This is a genomic window from Ottowia flava (assembly GCF_008017535.1).
Classification (GTDB): Bacteria; Pseudomonadota; Gammaproteobacteria; order Burkholderiales; family Burkholderiaceae_C; genus Ottowia; species Ottowia flava.
The window spans coordinates 72,537-89,212 of record NZ_VRUA01000010.1; the positions used below are offsets into that span (position 1 = coordinate 72,537).

Below are 16,676 nucleotides of genomic sequence, written 5' to 3' on the forward strand. Positions count from 1 at the left end.
ACCCCCGGAGAGTTCGCCATGAGCACGACCGACACATCCCCCACCTTTGCCGACCCCTACCAGGCGGCCCCGACCGACAGCCAGCCCGCGTGGCTGGACGGCGCCGCCGCCGTGACGCAGGACGCCAGCGCCGCGGCCGCCCAAGCCAGCGCCTCCGCGCCTTCCGCCGCCTTCCAGGACCCGTACCAAGCCGCCCCCACGGACGCCCACCCCGCCTGGCTGGGTGGCCCGCAGGCAGTGACGCAGGACATGAGCGCATCCGGCGCCGCGGCCGCGGACGCCCCGGCGCAGGCCACGCAGGCCGCCGATTCCGCCGCCCACACGGTGGCCGGCTGGTTCGACGGCGCGCTGCCGGTGCAAGGCTGGATCAACGACGGCCTGAGCTGGTTCGTCGACCACTTCCGCCCCGCCTTCCAGGCGCTGCGCCAGCCGGTCGACGCGCTGCTGGGCGGCGTGGAAGCCGCCCTGCTGTACCCGCCCACGCTGGTGATGATCGGCCTGCTGTCGCTGCTGGCCTGGCAGCTGGCGGGCGCGCGCATGGCCATCTTCACGGGCCTGTCGCTGCTGGTGATTGGCCTGCTGGGCATCTGGAACGAGGCCATGGTGACGCTGTCGCTGGTGCTGACCGCGCTGTCGTTCTGCGTGCTGATCGGTGTGCCGCTGGGCATCTGGCTGGCGCGCAGCGAGCGCGCCAACCGCCTGGTGCGCCCGCTGCTGGATGCTATGCAGACGACGCCCGCCTTCGTGTACCTGGTGCCGGTGGTGATGCTGTTCGGCATCGGCAACGTGCCGGGTGTCATCGTCACCATCATCTTCGCGCTGGCGCCGCTGGTGCGCCTGACCAACCTGGGCATCCGCCAGGTGCGGCCCGACCTGGTCGAAGCGGCCACCGCCTACGGCGCCTCGCCCTGGCAGCTGCTGACCAAGGTGCAACTGCCGCTGGCCATGCCGTCGATCATGGCGGGCATCAACCAGGCGCTGATGCTGAGCCTGTCGATGGTGGTGATCGCTTCCATGATCGCCGTGGGCGGCCTGGGCCTGATGGTGCTGCGCGGTATTGGCCGCCTGGACATGGGCCTGGCCAGCGTGGGCGGCCTGGGCATCGTGATCCTGGCCATCGTGCTGGACCGCCTGACGCAGGCGCTCAGCCAGCCGCAGCGCCACGGCCAGAGCTGGGCCACGCGCGGCCCGATCGGCCTGGTGCGGCGCGCGCTGGCGCGCCGCCCGGCCAGCGCCGCCGCCGATACGGCCGCCCCCAACGCCCACCCGCAGGCCCAGCCGGCCTGAGCCCCGAACCTGAAGGAATTGCCATGAACACCGCTTTGCCCCTGCGCCCCTCGCAACCCTCGCACTGGCGTGCCGCCAGCGCGGCCTTGCTCGCCCTGACCCTGGTCGCCGCCGTGGCCCCGTCTTTCGCCGCCGACCCCAGCCAGCCCGGCAAGGGCGTGCGCGTGCAACCGCTGAAAAGCACTATCGCCGAAGAAACCTTCCAGACCCTGCTGGTGATGAAGGGGCTGGAGCGCCTGGGCTACGACGTGCAGCCGATCCGCGAGGTGGAATACCCGACCGCCCACCTGGCCATTGCCAACGGCGACGCCACCTTCCTGGCCGACCACTGGCAGCCGCTGCACGACGACTACTACAAGAACTCGGGCGGTGACGCCAAGCTGTGGCGCGACAACGCCTATTCGGCCGACGCCATCCAGGGTTACCTGATCGACAAGAAGACGGCCGACGCCCACGGCATCACCAACCTGCAGCAATTGAACGACCCGGCGATCGCCAAGCTGTTCGACACCGACGGCGACGGCAAGGCCAACCTCACGGGCTGCACGCCTGGCTGGGGCTGCGAAGCGCAGATCGAAACCCAGCTGACGGCCTACAAGCTGCGCGACACCGTGCAGCACCAGCAGGGCAGCTACCCGGCGCTGATGGCCGACGTGATCCAGCGCTACAAGGCCGGCAAGCCGATCCTGTACTTCACCTGGACGCCGTACTGGGTCAGCAGCGTGCTGGTGCCGGGCAAAGACGTGGTCTGGCTGCAGGTGCCGTTTTCGGCGCTGCCGGGCGAGCAGGCCAAGCTGGACACCACGCTGCCCAACGGGCGCAACTACGGCTCGGTCATCAACACCCAGCGCATCCTGGCCAACCGCGCCTTCATCGACGCGCACCCAGACGCGGCCAAGCTGTTCAGCCTGATGAAGCTGCCGGTGACCGACATCACCGCGCAGAACAACGCCATGAACGACGGCCAGGACAAGCCTGCCGACATCGAGCGCCACACCGAAGGCTGGATCAAGGCGCACCAGGCGCTGTTCGACGGCTGGATCGAGCAAGCGCGCGCCGCCGTCCGCTGACGGCGGCTGGGCGACGGGCCCGATGGCTCGCGTCAATTGCTATTAGTTTAATAGCTATTCGCACTGATGGTTGTAGGGCTAGAGGCCAATTTTCCTCAATAACCAAGTCTTGCTACCCGGCACAGCGACAATCACGGCATGACCTGGCAACGCATTCTGACCCTCGTGATCGCCGTCGCCCTGGGCGCCGGCGCCTGGCGCGCCGGCGGCTGGGCCGGCCTGGCCTTGGCCGGCACCGCGCTGGTGCTGTGGTTCCTGCTGTACTACACGCGCGTGCTCCAGGTGATGAAGCGCGCCGCCGACCGGCCTATCGGCTACGTCGACAGTGCGGTGATGCTCAACGCCAAGCTCAAGCCCCGCAGCGCCCTGCTGCACGTGATGGCGCTGACCCGCTCGATGGGCGAGCGCCTGTCGCCCGAAGGCGCCGAGCCCGAGGTCTACCGCTGGACCGACCCGGGCGGCTCGCAGGTGACGGCAGAATTCCAGCGCGGCCAACTCAACGGCTGGCGCCTGGACCGTCCCACACCACCGGCGGACGCGGGTGCGGAGCTCTCATTAAGCAAAAAGGCTACAGACTCAGCGCCCGGGGCCTATCCGGTCGCCACGCCCATCGACGCGGACAACCGGCAGGCATAAAATCGTCGGTTAACCTTTTGACCGGCAGGGAACGCTGCAAGCTGGCCGCCCGCGTGCATTCACAGGGATTTTCATGAGCACACCTCCTCTTTCGATGGCCGACCGCGACGGCAAGATCTGGTTCGACGGTCATCTGGTCGACTGGCGCGACGCCAAGATCCATGTGCTGACGCACACGCTGCACTACGGCTGCGGCGCCTTCGAAGGGGTGCGTGCCTACAACACGGTCAATGGCACCGCCATTTTCCGGTTACAGGAACATACGCAGCGCCTGTTCAACAGCGCGAAGATCCTGCGCATGCAGATTCCCTTCACCCAAGATCAGGTCAACGACGCGCAGAAGGAAGTGGTGCGAACCAACCAGCTGAAAAGCGCCTACCTGCGCCCGCTGACCTGGATCGGCTCCGAAAAGCTCGGCGTCAGCCCCAAGGGCAACACCATCCATTTGATGGTCGCAGCCTGGGAATGGGGCGCCTACTTGGGCGAAGAGGGGCTGAAGCGCGGCATCCGCGTCAAGACCAGCAGCTACAGCCGCCACCACGTGAACATCACGATGACGCAGGCCAAAGCTGTGAGCAACTACAGCAACTCGATCCTCGCCAACATGGAAGCGCTGGACGATGGCTACGACGAGGCGCTGCTGCTGGACACCAGCGGCTTCGTCAGCGAAGGCGCGGGCGAGAACGTGTTTGTCGTCAAGGACGGCGTGGTCTACACGCCCGATCTGTCGGCCGGGGCCCTGAATGGCATCACGCGCAACACGGTGTTGCACATCTGCGAAGACCTCGGCATCCAGCTGGTGCAAAAGCGCATCACCCGCGACGAGTGCTACATCGCCGATGAAATGTTCTTCACCGGGACGGCTGCCGAAGTCACGCCCATCCGCGAACTGGATCGCATCCAGATCGGCGCAGGCGAGCGCGGCCCGGTCACCGAAAAGATCCAGAACGCATTTTTTGACATCGTCAACGGACGCAATCCGAAATACGCTCACTGGCTCACCAAGGTATAACTGAACCGATTACACGGTTCAGCGCAGGCCGTCGGCCCAGCGCCCCGGCCATGCGTATCGCGCACCTGATCCTCACACGCCACTTCGCGGGCAGCGAACGCCACGCGATCGAGTTGGCCAATGCGCAGTCGCGCGAGCACGAGGTATCCCTCGTCCTGCGCCGCGGCGCCGCGGGCACCCACGAAGACGCCTACGCCGACCTGGTCGACCCGCGCGTCAACTTGGTGCTGGTGCCGGACTGGCTGTCTTGGTGGCATGCGACGCGCGCGCTGCGCCGCATCCAGCCAGATGTCGCCCACGCCCACCTGAGCGCTGCCTGCCGCGCGCTGCGTGCCGTGCCGGGCCTGTGCCTGCGGGTGGCCACCTTGCACATCCGCTACAAGCCACAGCAACATGCCGACCTGGACGCGCTGGTCGCCATTGCGCCTTGGCAGTTGCGCGAGATCCCGACGCCCTTGCGCGGGCACACCGCCCAGATCGACAACTGGATCCTGCCGCACATGCCCTCCCCGGACGCGCGCTCGCAGTTGCGCGCGCAGCATGGCATCCCTGCCGACGCCTGGGTATTCGGTGCCATGGGTCGTGCCGAGGCCAGCAAGGGGTTCGATACCTTGATCGACGCCTTCGAGCAGGCCAACCTGCCCAACACCTGGCTGGTGGTGGTCGGGCACGGGCCCGCGCTGGCCAAGCTGCAGCGGCGCTCGGGTTCGCGGGTGGTCACACCGGGGTTCTCACGGCACCCCAAGGACTGGCTGAGCGCGTTCGACGCCTTCGTCAGCCCAGCCCGTTCGGAGCCGTTTGGCCTGGTGCTGCTGGAAGCCATGCAGGCCGGCCTTCCCATCATCGCCACCCGCACCGAGGGCGCGCTTCACTTGGCCGACGCCATGGCGCCGGTGTCGGTGCCCATCGACGACAGCGTTGCGCTGACCACCGCCCTGACCGAAATGCTGGCCGAGCGCCCGCCGCGCCGCGACTACCCGATCGAGCGGTTCGACATTGCGGGCAAGCTGCGCGAGCTCGACGCCTTCTATCTGCGTGAATTGGACCAGTTGCGGCAGGCGCCGGCCGTGCGACCGCAGCCCGCGCCAGACCCGCAGTAAAACGCTGGACAATAGCGGCATCGCCACCGCGCCCGTTCAGCCGTTGAGCCGGGCGCCACCTTGAAACGTTCACCGATGAGCACGACTACTCCCGCACCGGTCATCCTGCTGGCCAAAGACCTGACGCCCCAGGGCGGCGTCTTCTGCCCTAACCCGCTGGCGAAAATGGAACTGTGGAACGCCCATCCCAAGGTGTACCTGGATGTTGCCCACACCGGGCAAGCCAGGTGCCCGTACTGCGGAACTCTGTATCAGCTCAAGGCGGGCGAACACGTCGCTTCCCACTGATCCGCCAGTCCCTCTGGCACCGCCATGACCAGCCGGGGCGATGCGGTCAGCAGTAGCCGCCCGACTGCATCTTGAACCTCACCGAAGCGACCCACCTCCGCCTCACGAGCCTGGCGGCCTTTCTGGTGCCTGCGCTGGCCCTGTGGCTACCCTCCGGCTACGCCTGGGGCATTGGCCTGCTGTTTGTCGGGGCCCTGGCAGGCGCCCCCTACTGGTGGCGCTGGCCGGTACGGCCTGAGACACGCTGGCTGGCCGGCGCCATCGTCGTGATGGCTTTGGTGTGGCTGCACGGCAGCGACTGGTCCAAAGGCGTGAGTGTCCTGAACAAACCGGTGCGCTACGCGCTGGTGCTGCCTTGCCTGCTGTACCTCATGCGCTTTCCGCCGCAGCTGCGCTGGCTGCTCGCCGGCATTGCGGTCGGTGCCGCCTGCGGAGGCTTGCGCGCGCTGTACGAGGTTTTCATCCTGGGACTGGACCGTCCCTGGACCAGCGCCGAGAAAACCAGCAACGCCATCCAGTTGGGCAACCTGTGCGGCATGTTCGGTGTGATGTGCTGGCTGCAGTTCACGGTCTACGGGCCGCGCTGGCGCTGGCCTCTGCGGCTGGCGGTGTTGGCCTGCTGCGCACTGGGTTTGCTCGGCTCGCTGCTTTCGCAGACACGGGGTGGGTGGCTGGCGATCGCGCTGTGCCTCCCGATTTTGTTCTGGCTGATTGCCCACTGGGTATCGCACCGCCGCGCATTGGTGGGGCTGCTGGTGCTGGGCGTGCTGCTGGTGCCGCTCGGCTGGCGCATGGCACCTCAACTGGAACAGCGCCTGGATTGGGCGATCGCAGAAGTGACCTCTTACGAATCCACGGGAAATGCCAACACCTCGGTCGGCCACCGCCTCGACCACTGGAACCTGGCCTGGGCGATGGGCCGTGAAAAGCCGCTGCTGGGTTGGGGCGAGGCAGGCTATGCGGCGGAGAAAGCCCGCCGTGTCGCGGCCGGCCAAGCTGGCCCCGCGGTGCTGGAATATGGGCACGCCCACAACGAAGTGATCGACCAGTTCGTCAAGCGCGGGCTGCTTGGGGTGGCGGGACTGGGCGTGTTGTACCTGGTGCCCCTGGCCCTGTTCTGGCCGAGGCGGCGGACCGTTGGCCGCACGCCTCAGCTGCCACTTGACGATGAGATCTGCATACGTCTGCTCGGCGTGACTGTCGTAGGCGCGCACATGGGCTTTGGCCTGACGCAGGTGTTTTTCGCGCACTACAACGGCGTGATGATCTACTTGGCGCTGCTGATCTTCCTCTTTGCCACGCTGCATCCTCAGCCGGCTCGTCCTCCGATCCATGGCTGACGCTCGGGGCATGGGCGACGAAGTCGCGCGGGTCCAGTGGTGCTCAGACGTTTTGTGGCGCCCAAAAAGAAAACCGCCCCGGGTAGGGGGCGGTTTCGTGTGACGCTTCTTGTGAGGACCTGACTCTCACAGTCTTTTGGCGCTTGCAAGCGCAAGTGAGCCAAGGACCGAGAGAGAGTGTGACAGCAAAACACCTACTTTACAAGTTGCAGGAAATGTGGAAACCCCTCATTCCGGGGGGCGCGTGGCGGAAGTCGCGAAAATTTAGTCAAAAGAATTCATTTGTTGGATAAAACCAACGGGAAACTCAATCTAAACCGCGCACCGCCGCCCTCTCGGGGTCCGCAAGAGACCTGCCCACCGTGGCGTTCGGCGATCGAGCGCACCAGCGCCAAGCCCAGGCCGACGCCGCCGTGGCTCTCGCTTGCCCCAGGCATGCGGTAGAAGGGCTCGAAGATGCGTTCGCGCTGGTCGACAGGCACGCCCGGCCCGCGGTCGTTGACCGCTACCACCGCCTGGCCGTTCTCGGTCCACAGTTCGGCGCTCACGTCCTGGCCGCCGTAGCGACGCGCGTTTTCCAGCAGGTTGCGCACCGCCCGGCGCAGCAAGCGGTTAACGCCTGGCACCAGTACGCTGGTCACGCCTTCGGCCGGCTCAAAAGCCGCGTTGACGCGCGCCGCCTCCTCGGCCACCAGGCCAACCAGGTCGACCTCTTCCATCGTGCCCAGATCCAGCTCCTTGGCGTCCAGGCGGCTAGCCAGCAGGATTTCGTCGATCAGCTGATCGAGTTCGACGATGTTGCGGCCGATTTCCGCGCGCACGGCCGGCGACGGCGCCGAGCCCGACAGTTCCAGCGCCATGCGGATGCGCGCCAGCGGCGAGCGCAACTCGTGCGAGGCGTTGGCCAGCAGCGACTTCTGTGAGCGCAGCAGCGCCGCTTGCGAATCCATCAGGCTCTGGACCCGCTCCGCCGCATCGTTGAAGCGGCGCGACAGGTCCGCCACCTCGTCCTGGCCCGAGGCCGGCAAACGCACCGACAGATCGCCCTCGCCCCAGCGCTGAACGCCGCGCTGCAGCCCCTCCAGCCGCTGCGTCAGCCGACGCGCGACCGGAAACACCCCGACCATGACCATCAAGCCCGCCAGCCCCAGCACCCACAGAAAGCCGTAGGGCGGCCGCAGCCAGGCCAGCAACGAATTGCCGCCGCGGCGACCAGGCTCGGCGCGCTTGCGCGGCGGCATCTGCAGGTTCAGCACCTGCCCGTCCTGCAAGGTGACGACAAACTCAAACAGCGGTGGCTCGCCCGGCACGCGGCGCGGCTGCGCTTCCGCGGTGCCGATCAAATCGCCCGCGGCGTTGCGCACCATCACCTCGCGCGGCGGCTGCGTCAGGCGCTCGCGGTCGCGCTGCTGATCTGCCTTGTGCCAGGCCCAGCCGACCAGCAGGCTGAGCACCGCCACGCTGCCGGCCACCGCCAGCCAGATGCGCAGGTACAGCTTGCGGGCAATCGGGTTGGGCAGGCCCACGCGCGTCAATCCTGCTGCTTGGCGAAGACGTAACCGACCCCCCGCACCGTGACGATGCGCTTGGGGTTCTTCACGTCTTCCTTGATGGCGGCGCGGATGCGCCCCATGTGCACGTCGATCGAGCGGTCAAACGCCTCCAGCTCGCGCCCGCGCACCGCCTCCATGATCTGCTCGCGTGTCAGCACGCGGCCAGCGCGCTCGGCCAGGGTGACGAGCAGGTCGAACTGGTAGCTGGTGAGATCGGCCGCCTGGCCATTCACGGTGACGATGCGCGCGTCGCGGTCGATCTCGAGCGAGCCAAAGCGCAGCACCTGGTGCTCGGGCGCGGCGCCGGGCTGGTGGCGGCGCAGCACGGCGCGGATGCGCGCCAGCAGCTCGCGCGGCTCGAAGGGCTTGGGCAGGTAATCGTCAGCACCCAGCTCCAGGCCCACGATGCGATCCATCGGGTCGCCCTTGGCGGTCAGCATCAGCACGGGTGTGCGCGCCACCTCGCCGGGCAGCGCGCGCAGGCGGCGGCAGACTTCCAGACCGTCGATGTCGGGCAGCATCAAATCCAGCACGACCAGGTCGAACGGCTTGTCCTGCAGCGTGGCCAGGCCGCTGTTGCCGTCCACCGCGTGTTCCACGGCAAAGCCGGACTGCGACAGGTATTCGCCCACCATGCCGGCCAGGCGCACGTCGTCTTCGATCATCAACAGGCGTTGGGTGCTCATGCGCTCCTTTCTAGCACGGCTGCAGCGCCGCCCAGGCGGCTTTGGCGCTCATCATCGGCGCACCGCGCTGGCACGGCTTGAAGGCGCGGTAAAGATAGGTAAACGCCGCGGCAGCGGTGCCGCGTTTCGCTATTATTTCAATAGCTTTCTGCGCTTACCCATCTAGCGCCGCAGGCCGATTTGACCTTGAACTTCGTGCCGCCAGCGCGACCAGCACCAGCACCGGCAGGCCCAGCAGCGCGGTGCTGGTGAAGAAGCCCGCGTAGCCAAAGGCGTTGACGTAGTCGCCGGAAAAGCCCGCGACGAACTTCGGCAGCATCAGCATCAGCGACGAGAACAGCGCGTACTGCGTGGCCGAATAGCTGATGTTGGTCAGGCTCGACAGGTAGCCGACGAACGCCGCCGAAGCGATGCCCGACGCCAGGTTGTCCGCCGACACCACGGCGATCAGCGCCGGCACGCTGTGGCCGTAGCCGGCCAGCCAGGCAAACAGCAGGTTGGTCAGTGCCGACAGCAGCGCGCCCAGCATCAGGATGCGCATGACGCCGAAGCGCAGCGCCAGCGAGCCGCCCACGAAGGCGCCCACCAGCGTCATGACCACGCCGTAGATCTTGGTGACGGCCGCCACCTCGTCCTTGGTGTAGCCCATGTCGACGTAGAACGGGTTGGCCATGATGCCCATCACCACGTCGCTGATGCGGTAGACGGCGATCAGCGCCAGGATCAGCGCGGCCTGCCACTTGTAGCGGCGAAAGAAGTCGGCAAAAGGCTCGATCAGCGCGCTCTGCACCCATTCGCCGGCGGTGCGCGCGGGCTTTTGGGGCACCGGCGGCGGCTCGGGCGAGATCAACACCGTCAGCACGCCCAGCGCCATCGATGCGGCCATCACGAGGTACGCGGCCGCCCAGGCCGCGTTGTCGTAGCCGGTCGTGGCGCCCTGCGCCCGCGCCGCGACCCACAGCACACCCGCGCCAGCCCAGATCATGGCCAGGCGGTAACCCGTCTGGTAACTGGCCGCCAGCGCTGGCTGCAGGTCGGTCGGCGCCGATTCGATGCGGTAGGCGTCCAGCGCGATGTCCTGCGTGGCCGACGCAAATGCCACCACCAGCGCGCACCACACCACGCCGGCCAGCGACACGCGCGGGTCGGCCAGCGCCATGCCCACCAGCCCGGCGGCCACGCCCAGCTGCGCCAGCAGCAGCCAGCTGCGCCGCCGGCCCAGCCAGCGCGTCAGCCCCGGCAGCGGCACCCGGTCGACCAGCGGCGCCCACACCCATTTGAAGCCGTAGGCCAGGCCGACCCAGCTGAGGTAACCGATGGTCGAGCGGTCGATGCCCGCCTCGCGCAGGCGGAACGACAGCGTGCCCAGCACCAGCAGCAAGGGCAGCCCGGCCGAAAAGCCGAGCGCCAGCATGCGCAAGCTGTTGGGCGCGAGGTAGATCCTGAGCGTGTCGGCCCAGCCGGTGCGCGGCTCGGGCGACGGTGGGGTGGCGGCGCTGGCCGCCGGTTGGGCGTCAGACAAGGCGGCCTTTCGACGGCGCGGCGAGCGTGCCAAGCGCCCCCGCCACAGCGATCGGCCAGGGCAGAGCACGGAAATGCAGGGCAGGCCGGAAGCGGTTCATTGCTCCTATTATTGACGCAGCCCGCGCTGATTTCATGCGCTTTTTGAAGCGTTACACCCCTCAGCCGCGCACGTAGGGGTTGTGGCGGCGCTCTTCGCCAAAGCTGCTCTCCGGCCCGTGGCCGGGGATGAACACGGTGTCGTCGCCCATCGGCCACAGGCGTTCGCGGATGCTGCTGATCAGCTGCGCGTGGTTGCCGCCCGGAAAGTCGGTGCGGCCGATGCTGCCGGCAAACAGCACGTCGCCCACAAAGGCGCGCTGCGCCTGGCGCGAATGGAAAACCACGTGCCCCGGCGTGTGGCCCGGGCAGTGGCGCACGTCCAGCACGCACTGGCCGATCTGCACCGTGTCGCCGTCGTGCAGCCAGCGCGTCGGCGTGAAGGGCGCCACCTGCGGAAAGCCGAACATGCGGCCCTGCTCGGCAATGCCGTCGATCCAGAACTGGTCGCCCGGGTGCGGGCCGACGATGGGCAGCCCCCGCCGCGCACTCAGCTCGGCCGTGCCGCCCGCGTGGTCGATGTGCGCGTGGGTCAGCCAGATCGCTTTCAGCTTGACGCCCAGCGCTTGCACTTCTTCTTCAATCCGCGCCAGATCGCCCCCCGGGTCGATCACCGCCGCGTCGCGCGTGGCGCCGCACCAGACGATGGAGCAGTTTTGCGCAAAGGCGGTGACTGGCACGGTGCGGTAGTGCAGCACGGCGCTGGCGGCGCCGGTGGCAGGTGCGGGGGTCGTTTCAACGGACATGCAGGTACTTTAAGCCAAATCGCCCGCCAGCCCTACAACCACCTGCGCGGCCAGCTACAAAAAAACAAGTGACCGCGGTCAGCACATGGCGCAGCGCTGGGCTTTCGCCACCCTCAACGCGATCAGCGCCCCAAAATCGACCGCGCCACCAGCTCCTTCATGATTTCCGACGTGCCGCCGTAGATGCGCAGCACGCGCGCGTCGGTCCAGAAGCGGGAGATGGGGTATTCGGTCATGTAGCCGTAGCCGCCGAACAGCTGCAGGCAGGCGTCGGCGACGCGGCCGAGCATTTCGGTGGTTTGCAGCTTCAGGGCGCTGACGGCTTCGGGCGTGAGCAGGCCTTGCTGGTAGGCGGCGATGCAGGCGTTCAGGAAGGCTTCGGACGTGGCCACTTCGGTGGCGCACTGGGCCAGGGTGAAGCGGGTGTTCTGGAACTGGCCGATGGCGTGGCCGAAGGCCTGGCGCTCTTGCACGTATTTCAGCGCCACGTCCAGCGCGCCTTGGGCGCCGTAGACGGCTTGCACGCCGATGATCAGGCGCTCGCGCGGCAGCTCGCGCATCATCTGCACGAAGCCCTGGCCTTCAACGCCGCCCAGCAGCGCGTCGGCGGGCACGCGCAGGTTGTCGAAGAACAGCTCGGACGTGTCGCCCGCGTGCTGGCCGACCTTGTCCAGGTTCTTGCCGCGCGCAAACCCGGCGGCGCGCGTGTCCACCAAAAACAGGCTGACGCCCTTGGCGCCGGCGGCCGGGTCGGTCTTGGCGGCCAGAACCAGCAGGTCGCAATGCTGGCCGTTGCTGATGAAGATCTTGCTGCCGTTGATGACGTAGCCGTCGCCATCACGGATGGCGGTGGTTCGGATCGCCTTCAGGTCGCTGCCGGCGCCGGGCTCGGTCATGCCGATGGCGGCCACGGCGTCGCCGCTGACCATGCGGGGCAGCCAGTACTCGCGCTGCGCTTCAGTGCCGCAGTGCAGCAGGTAGGGCGGGACGATGTCGGTGTGCACCTGCAGGCCGCCGACGAAGCCGCCGTAGCCGCGGCACGACAGCACCTCGATCACCGCAAACGAGAAGTGCACGCTGGCGCCCACGCCGCCGTATTGCTCGGGCACGTCGGCGCACAGGTAGCCGTGCTCGCCCATCTTGCGGAACAGCTCGCGGTCGACCAGGCCGGCCTTTTCCCAGGCGGCGTAATGCGGCTCGATCTCGGCGTCGCAAAAGCGCTCCAGCGAATCGGTGAAGGCCGCCAGTTCGGCTTTCTCATCGGCAGACAGGTACAGGTTGGGTAGCATGGATGACTCTTCTTTTAGGAGCTGCTCGCGCAGGTGGTTGTAGGGCGGGAGGGTGAAAAGGCTTTAAATCGGTCAATGCAGGTCGCCCTGCGCGGCCAGGCGGCTGGCGATGGCGTCGCGCACGTTGCGCACGTGCTGCATGCCGGCGGCGTCGGCCGCTGCCTCGTCGCCCGCCAGGATGGCCTGGCCCATGGCCTGGTAGTCGCGCAGGCGCACCTGCTGCAACGTCGCCGGGCGGTGCTGGGCGTAGACGATGGGCATGTGAATCGACGGCAGCAGGCGCCGCAGTTCGCGGCTGCCGCTGGCGGCGAGCAGGGCACGGTACAGGGCGCGGCGGGCCTGGGCGAAGGCGTCGGCGTCGTGGCTGCGGTCGGCCGCGTCAATGGCGGCCAGCGCCGCCTCAATGGCATCGCCCGGCGCGCCCGCGGCCACGGCGCGCGCGGCGCTGCGCGCCAGCAGGCCGGTCATGCGCTCGGCCACGTCCAGCACGTCCAGCGTTTCGGGCGGCGTGAGCGTGCGGATCGCCGCGCCCTTGTGGCGGTGCAACTCGACCACGCCTTCGGCCGCCAGCCGCTGCAGCGCTTCGCGCACCGAGGCGCGGCTGACGCCGAACTGCGCGGCCAAGTCCACCTCCACCAGGCGCTGGCCGGGTACGAAGCGCTGCTGCGACAAGCCTTGCACGATGCCGTGAAACACCGCATCGGCCGCGGTCACGGGGGCATCCGGCGCAGCGAACGGAACGTCGGCAAAAGGATCGGTCAGAGGAGCGGCGGGCATGGGTCAGGCCACAACAGTGCGGGCGAAGGTATCACATCTGAGACAGGATTGCCCGCAATATTGTCTGACAATCCGACCAACCAGCCGCTATCCTGCGGCCGACCCAACCGGAGGTGCTCCATGGACTTTTCCCTCTCGCCCGAACTGATCGCGCTGCGTGACCGTGTTCGGCAGTTCATCGCCGAACAAGTGATTCCGCTGGAAAACGACGAGCGCCAGTCGCACCACGGCCCCAGCGAGGCGCTGCGCCGCGAGCTGGTGGCGCGCGGCAAGGCCGCCGGCCTGCTGACACCGCACGCCTCGCGCGAGCTGGGCGGCATGGGCCTGACGCACGTTGAAAAAGCCGTGGTGTTTGAAGAAGCCGGTTATTCGTGGCTGGGCCCGACGGCGCTGAACATCCACGCGCCAGACGAAGGCAACATCCACCTGATGGAAGAAGTGGCCACGCCGGCGCAGAAAGAGCGCTGGCTGCGCCCCCAGGTGGCGGGCGAATGGCGGTCTTGCTTTGCCATGACCGAGCCCTCGCCCGGCGCCGGCGCCGACCCGTCCATGCTGGCCACCACCGCCGTGCGCGACGGCGACGATTACCTGATCAGCGGCGACAAGTGGTTCATCACCGGGGCCGAAGGCGCGCACTACGCCATCGTCATGGCGCGCATGGAAGACGGCTCGGCCACCATGTTCCTGACCGACATGGACCGCGAAGGCATTACCCTGGTGCGCAACATGGACGCGATGGACGCCTGCTTTGCCGGCGGCCACGGCGTGCTGCGCTTTGACGACGTGCGCATCCCCGCCGCCGACGTGCTGGGTGAGATCGGCAAGGGCTTTCGCTACGCGCAGGTGCGCCTGGCGCCGGCGCGCCTGACGCACTGCATGCGCTGGCTGGGCCAGGCGCGCCGCGCGCATGACACGGCGCTGAACTACGCGCGCCAACGCCACGCCTTCGGCAAGCCGCTGGCCGAGCACGAAGGCGTGGGCTTCATGCTGGCCGACAACGACATGGACCTGACCACCGCGCGCCTGCACATCTGGCACACGGCGTGGCTGCTGGACCAGGGCGAAAAGGGCAACTTTGAATCCAGCCGCGCCAAGGTCGTGTGCTCGGAAGCCGAATGGCGCGTGGTCGACCGCAGCGTGCAAATTTTGGGCGGCCAGGGCGTGACGGGCGAAACGCCGGTGATGCGCATTTTCACCGACATGCGCGCCTTCCGCATCTACGACGGCCCGAGCGAAGTGCACCGCTGGAGCATGGCGCGCAAGCTGGTGCACATGGCGGACAAAGCCGCCGCGGCGCCCGAGGCCGGCGCATGAGCGCGGCCGCCAGCAACGTTGCGTCCACTGGCGCGGCAGCGCTGCCCCTCGGCCCGCTGACCGACTACCTGCGCGCGCAAGGCCTGCTGGGCGACGCCGCGCCGCAGCTCAGCGTGCTGGCCGGCGGACAGTCCAACCCCACCTTCCGCATCGACGCGGGCCCAAGCCGCCAGTACGTGCTGCGCAAGAAGCCGGCCGGCACGCTGGTGGCGTCGGCGCACGCCATCGACCGCGAATTCCGCGTGATGCAGGCGCTGCAGGGCAGCGGCGTGCCGGTGCCGCGCATGCTGGCGTACTGCGAGGACGGCAGCCTGATCGGCACGCCCTTCTACGTCATGGAATTCCTGCAGGGCCGCGTCTTCATGGACCAGGGCCTGCCGGGCATGGCGCCGGCCGAACGCCTGGCGATCTATCGCGAGATGAACCGCGTCATCGCCGCGCTGCACGCGGTCGACTACCACGCCGTGGGCTTGGGCGATTACGGAAAGGAAGGCCATTACGTGGGCCGCCAGATCGCCCGCTGGACGCGCCAGTGCCGCGAATCGCCGCTGCCCGTGAACGCCGCCATGCAGCGGCTGATGGACTGGCTGCCCGCGCACCTGCCGCCGGGCGACGAAACCACGCTGGTGCACGGCGACTACCGGTTGGACAACCTGATCTTCCACCCCACCGAGCCGCGCGTGATCGGCGTGCTGGACTGGGAGCTGTCCACGCTCGGCCACCCGCTGGCGGATCTGGCCTACCAGTGCATGGGCTGGCGCATCCCGCACGACTTGTGGCGCGGCATTGGCGGGCTGGACCTGACTAGTCTGGGCATTCCGTCCGAAGCCGAGTACGTGCGCTGGTACGGCGAAGCGACGGGCCGCGACGCCGCCGGGCACTGGGACTACTACATCGCCTACAACCTGTTCCGCATGGCCGCCATCCTGCACGGCATCGCCCAGCGCGCACAGGACGGCAACGCAGCCTCGGCCGACGCGGTGCAGACCGGCGCCAAGGCCGGCCCGCTGGCCGAGCTGGGTTGGCAGGCGGCGCAGCGCTACCAGGCGACGCGGGGTTGAAGGGGCGCTGCGGCGTCAGGCGTCGCCGCCGTTCACCCAGTCAGGTTTTCAGAAAGGAATCGGCCATCAGCCCTACAACCATCTGCGCGGTCAGCTACTCAACTTATAGCGACAAATCGTAGTCGATGGTGATCGGCGCGTGGTCGCTGAACTTCTGGTCCTTGTAGATCGCCGTCTCGCGCGCCAGGTGGGCGATGGCGGGCGTCGCCAGGTGGTAGTCGAGCCGCCAGCCCACGTTCTTGGCGTAGGCCTGACCGCGGTTGCTCCACCACGTGTAGGCCTCGCCCGTGGTGTCGGGATGCAGGTGGCGGTACACATCCACCAGCTTCAGCTCGTCGATGACGCGGCTGACCCAGGCGCGCTCTTCGGGCAGGAAGCCGCTGTTTTTCTGGTTGCTCTTCCAGTTCTTGAGGTCGATTTCCTGGTGCGCCACGTTCACGTCGCCGCACAAGACGAAGTCGCGCTCGGCCTGCAGGCGGTGCAGCACGGGGTAGAACTCGGCCAGGAAGCGGTACTTGGCCTCCTGCCGCTCCGGGCCGGACGAGCCGGAAGGGAAGTAGCAGCTGATGACGGAGAACTTGCGCTTGGGCGTGTCAAAACGCACTTCCAGGTAGCGGCCCTCGGCGTCAAATTCTTCCGAGCCATACCCCGCGATCACCGCTGTGGGCTCATGGCGCGTGTACACACCCACGCCGGAGTAGCCCTTCTTCTCGGCCAGGTGAAAGTGCCCCTTCATGCCCGCCAGAATCTCGAACTTGCCGGCCAAGTCGGGCATCTGCGCCTTGATTTCCTGCACGCAAATACAATCCGGCGCGTGCTGCTCCAGCCACGTTTCCACGCCTTTGGTGGTGGCCGAACGGATGCCATTCAGGTTGAGGCTGGTGAGCTTGAACAAGG

The 16,676-nt window shown here is 67.7% G+C and carries 17 protein-coding genes; 10 read left to right on the top strand and 7 right to left on the bottom strand.

The genetic code is table 11. From position 1 onward, the window contains the following. The first annotated feature begins 18 nt into the window (after window positions 1-18). From proW to FVQ98_RS11580, 7 genes are all read left to right on the top strand, one after another. Window positions 19-1,287 (top strand): glycine betaine/L-proline ABC transporter permease ProW, encoded by a 1,269-nt coding sequence (gene proW / locus FVQ98_RS11550; RefSeq protein ID WP_147913592.1) that lies wholly within the window; start codon window positions 19-21, stop codon window positions 1,285-1,287. Window positions 1,288-1,310: 23 nt separating this feature from the next. Continuing rightward, window positions 1,311-2,357 carry a glycine betaine/L-proline ABC transporter substrate-binding protein ProX gene (proX, locus tag FVQ98_RS11555; protein ID WP_147913593.1) on the top strand — a complete coding sequence of 349 codons (1,047 nt, stop codon included), beginning with the start codon at window positions 1,311-1,313 and terminating at the stop codon, window positions 2,355-2,357. 138 nt (window positions 2,358-2,495) lie between these two features. After that, the gene (locus FVQ98_RS11560; protein WP_255507743.1) at window positions 2,496-2,993 is read left to right on the top strand and encodes a glycerate kinase; all 498 of its coding nucleotides are present in this window, start codon (window positions 2,496-2,498) and stop codon (window positions 2,991-2,993) included. Between the two features lie 73 nt (window positions 2,994-3,066). Next, window positions 3,067-4,005: a branched-chain amino acid transaminase gene (locus tag FVQ98_RS11565; RefSeq protein ID WP_147913594.1), complete on the top strand. Its 939-nt coding sequence runs from the start codon at window positions 3,067-3,069 to the stop codon at window positions 4,003-4,005. Window positions 4,006-4,055: 50 nt separating this feature from the next. Further along, complete coding sequence (locus FVQ98_RS11570) at window positions 4,056-5,105, top strand: glycosyltransferase (protein WP_147913595.1); 1,050 nt, start codon at window positions 4,056-4,058, stop codon at window positions 5,103-5,105. Between the two features lie 75 nt (window positions 5,106-5,180). Further along, a complete protein-coding gene (locus FVQ98_RS11575; RefSeq protein WP_147913596.1) occupies window positions 5,181-5,393 on the top strand; it encodes a zinc-finger domain-containing protein in 213 nt (70 codons plus the stop codon). A 71-nt stretch (window positions 5,394-5,464) separates the two neighbouring features. Next, window positions 5,465-6,733, top strand: a complete 1,269-nt coding sequence (locus tag FVQ98_RS11580; protein WP_147913597.1) for an O-antigen ligase family protein — start codon at window positions 5,465-5,467, stop codon at window positions 6,731-6,733. A gap of 278 nt (window positions 6,734-7,011) precedes the next feature. Here FVQ98_RS11580 and FVQ98_RS11585 read toward each other — a convergent pair whose 3' ends face one another. Next, window positions 7,012-7,866 (bottom strand): ATP-binding protein, encoded by an 855-nt coding sequence (locus tag FVQ98_RS11585; RefSeq protein WP_377615109.1) that lies wholly within the window; start codon window positions 7,864-7,866, stop codon window positions 7,012-7,014. Between FVQ98_RS11585 and FVQ98_RS20415 the strand changes: the two genes are divergently transcribed. After that, window positions 7,822-8,292, top strand: a complete 471-nt coding sequence (locus tag FVQ98_RS20415) for a DUF2859 domain-containing protein (RefSeq protein WP_377615110.1) — start codon at window positions 7,822-7,824, stop codon at window positions 8,290-8,292. The two genes, FVQ98_RS11585 and FVQ98_RS20415, sit on opposite strands and share 45 nt — an antisense overlap. Here FVQ98_RS20415 and FVQ98_RS11590 read toward each other — a convergent pair. From FVQ98_RS11590 to FVQ98_RS11610, 5 genes are all read right to left on the bottom strand, one after another. After that, window positions 8,265-8,972, bottom strand: coding sequence for a response regulator (locus tag FVQ98_RS11590; protein ID WP_147913598.1), 708 nt, complete (start codon window positions 8,970-8,972; stop codon window positions 8,265-8,267). The two genes, FVQ98_RS20415 and FVQ98_RS11590, sit on opposite strands and share 28 nt — an antisense overlap. 154 nt (window positions 8,973-9,126) lie before the next feature. Next, window positions 9,127-10,494: an AmpG family muropeptide MFS transporter gene (locus FVQ98_RS11595; protein WP_370512953.1), complete on the bottom strand. Its 1,368-nt coding sequence runs from the start codon at window positions 10,492-10,494 to the stop codon at window positions 9,127-9,129. 160 nt (window positions 10,495-10,654) lie between these two features. Continuing rightward, window positions 10,655-11,290: an MBL fold metallo-hydrolase gene (locus FVQ98_RS11600; protein ID WP_147913677.1), complete on the bottom strand. Its 636-nt coding sequence runs from the start codon at window positions 11,288-11,290 to the stop codon at window positions 10,655-10,657. 170 nt (window positions 11,291-11,460) lie between these two features. After that, window positions 11,461-12,627 (bottom strand): acyl-CoA dehydrogenase family protein, encoded by a 1,167-nt coding sequence (locus FVQ98_RS11605; RefSeq protein WP_147913600.1) that lies wholly within the window; start codon window positions 12,625-12,627, stop codon window positions 11,461-11,463. Between the two features lie 72 nt (window positions 12,628-12,699). Next, complete coding sequence (locus tag FVQ98_RS11610) at window positions 12,700-13,404, bottom strand: GntR family transcriptional regulator (protein ID WP_147913601.1); 705 nt, start codon at window positions 13,402-13,404, stop codon at window positions 12,700-12,702. Between the two features lie 120 nt (window positions 13,405-13,524). On the opposite strand from FVQ98_RS11610, the gene FVQ98_RS11615 reads away from it, so the two are divergent. Next, complete coding sequence (locus FVQ98_RS11615; RefSeq protein WP_147913602.1) at window positions 13,525-14,718, top strand: acyl-CoA dehydrogenase family protein; 1,194 nt, start codon at window positions 13,525-13,527, stop codon at window positions 14,716-14,718. After that, window positions 14,715-15,779 (top strand): phosphotransferase, encoded by a 1,065-nt coding sequence (locus FVQ98_RS11620; protein WP_147913603.1) that lies wholly within the window; start codon window positions 14,715-14,717, stop codon window positions 15,777-15,779. The genes FVQ98_RS11615 and FVQ98_RS11620 overlap by 4 nt, the downstream gene beginning before the upstream one ends. A 103-nt stretch (window positions 15,780-15,882) precedes the next feature. Here FVQ98_RS11620 and FVQ98_RS11625 read toward each other — a convergent pair whose 3' ends face one another. Further along, window positions 15,883-16,674 carry an exodeoxyribonuclease III gene (locus tag FVQ98_RS11625; protein WP_147913604.1) on the bottom strand — a complete coding sequence of 264 codons (792 nt, stop codon included), beginning with the start codon at window positions 16,672-16,674 and terminating at the stop codon, window positions 15,883-15,885. Between the last annotated feature and the right edge of the window lie 2 nt (window positions 16,675-16,676).

Coding starts and splice junctions, on each gene's coding strand:
- proW (WP_147913592.1), top strand. CDS start 19: ATGAGCACGACCGACACATCCCCCACCTTTGCCGACCCCTACCAGGCG.
- proX (WP_147913593.1), top strand. CDS start 1,311: ATGAACACCGCTTTGCCCCTGCGCCCCTCGCAACCCTCGCACTGGCGT.
- FVQ98_RS11560 (WP_255507743.1), top strand. CDS start 2,496: ATGACCTGGCAACGCATTCTGACCCTCGTGATCGCCGTCGCCCTGGGC.
- FVQ98_RS11565 (WP_147913594.1), top strand. CDS start 3,067: ATGAGCACACCTCCTCTTTCGATGGCCGACCGCGACGGCAAGATCTGG.
- FVQ98_RS11570 (WP_147913595.1), top strand. CDS start 4,056: ATGCGTATCGCGCACCTGATCCTCACACGCCACTTCGCGGGCAGCGAA.
- FVQ98_RS11575 (WP_147913596.1), top strand. CDS start 5,181: ATGAGCACGACTACTCCCGCACCGGTCATCCTGCTGGCCAAAGACCTG.
- FVQ98_RS11585 (WP_377615109.1), bottom strand. CDS start 7,866: ATGGTCATGGTCGGGGTGTTTCCGGTCGCGCGTCGGCTGACGCAGCGG.
- FVQ98_RS11590 (WP_147913598.1), bottom strand. CDS start 8,972: ATGAGCACCCAACGCCTGTTGATGATCGAAGACGACGTGCGCCTGGCC.
- FVQ98_RS11605 (WP_147913600.1), bottom strand. CDS start 12,627: ATGCTACCCAACCTGTACCTGTCTGCCGATGAGAAAGCCGAACTGGCG.
- FVQ98_RS11610 (WP_147913601.1), bottom strand. CDS start 13,404: ATGCCCGCCGCTCCTCTGACCGATCCTTTTGCCGACGTTCCGTTCGCT.
- FVQ98_RS11615 (WP_147913602.1), top strand. CDS start 13,525: ATGGACTTTTCCCTCTCGCCCGAACTGATCGCGCTGCGTGACCGTGTT.
- FVQ98_RS11620 (WP_147913603.1), top strand. CDS start 14,715: ATGAGCGCGGCCGCCAGCAACGTTGCGTCCACTGGCGCGGCAGCGCTG.